1 protein-coding gene is annotated in these 1,679 nt (G+C 72.5%); it reads left to right on the top strand.

The window, feature by feature from the left end; genetic code table 11:
- Positions 1 to 112 precede the first annotated feature (112 nt).
- The coding region (locus tag ACTUAL_RS07895) for an alpha-glucuronidase (protein WP_440899785.1) at positions 113 to 1,679 on the top strand (1,567 nt) is incomplete at its 3' end.

The following is a 1,679-nucleotide window of genomic DNA, read 5'->3' as shown; positions in this document are numbered from 1 at the left end:
CACCGTCACCGCCTCCGGACCCGGCCTGCTCGACGGTCTCCACCACCTCGTCCGCGGCGGTGAGAGCGCTTTCCAGGAGACCGGCGAGCACCGCCCCGCCTACCCGATCCGGATGCTCGACCACTGGGACAACGTCGACGTCCACCCCGTCATGGGCCAGGTCGAGCGCGGCTACTCCGGCGGCTCCCTGCTCTACGCCGACGGCGCCGTCCGCCCCGACCTCACCCGCGTCGCCGCGTACGCCCGCCTGCTCGGCTCGATCGGCGTCAACCGGGTGGCGCTCAACAACGTCAACGTGCACCGCACCGAGGCCCGCCTGCTCACCGACCTGCTCCCCGAGGTCGTCCGCCTGGCCGAGGTGTTCCGCCCGCACGGGATCCGCGTGCACCTGTCGGTGAACTTCGCCTCCCCGATCCTGCTCGGCGGCCTGGCCACCGCCGACCCGCTCGACCCCGAGGTCCGCGCCTGGTGGGCCCGGACCACCGCCGCCGTCTACGCCGCCGTCCCCGACTTCGGCGGCTACGTCGTCAAGGCCGACTCGGAGGGCCAACCGGGCCCGTTCAGCTACGGCCGCGACCACGCGGACGGCGCCAACGCCCTCGCCGAGGCGCTGGAACCGTTCGGCGGCACGGTGTTCTGGCGCGCCTTCGTCTACGACCACCACCAGGACTGGCGCGACCGCACCACCGACCGGGCCCGAGCCGCGCACGACCACTTCACCCCGCTGGACGGCGAGTTCGCCGACAACGTCGTGCTCCAGGTCAAGAACGGCCCCGTCGACTTCCAGCCCCGCGAACCGGTCTCCCCGGTCATCGGCGCCATGCCGACCACCCGCCTGGCCGTGGAGTTCCAGGTCACCCAGGAGTACACCGGCCAGCAGCGGCACGTCTGCTACCTGGGGCCGCAGTGGAGCGAGATCCTGCGCTTCCCCTTCGGCGACCGGGAGGTCCGCACCCTCGCCGCCGGAATCACCGCCGTCTCGAACGTCGGCGACGACCCGTTCTGGACCGGGCACCCGCTGGCGCAGGCCAACCTCTACGCGTTCGGCAGGCTCGCCTGGGACCCGACCGCCGACCCCGACGAGCTCCTGCGCGAGTGGATCGCCCTCACCTTCCCCGACCCGGCCGCCCACGCCCCGCTGCACGGGCTGATGTCCGCCTCCTGGCGCGCGTACGAGGACTACACCGCCCCGCTGGGCGTGGGCTTCATGGTCCGGCCCGGCGACCACTACGGCCCGGACGTCGACGGCTACGAGTACACCCGCTGGGGCACCTACCACTTCGCCGACCGGGACGGCGTCGGCGTCGACCGCACCCGCGCCACCGGCACCGGCTTCACCGGCCAGTACCCGCAGCCGTGGCGCGACCGCTACGAGGACCTGAAGACCTGCCCGGACGAGCTGCTGCTGTTCTTCCACCACGTCCCGTACGGGCACGTGCTGCACTCCGGGAAGACGGTGGTGCAGCACATCTACGACACCCACTTCGCCGGGGTGGAGGCCGTCGAGCGGATGGTCGCGACCTGGGAGTCGTTGCGCGGCAAGGTCTCCGACGACGTGCACGGGCGCGTCACCGAGCGGCTGGTCGAGCAGTTGCGGTGCGCGGTCGAGTGGCGCGACCAGGTCAACACCTACTTCCTGCGCAAGTCCGGGGTCCCCGACGCGCACGGCCGGACCATCC

It is taken from the genome of Actinosynnema sp. (assembly GCF_052038725.1).
This window is presented reverse-complemented; position numbering and strand designations above follow the sequence as displayed.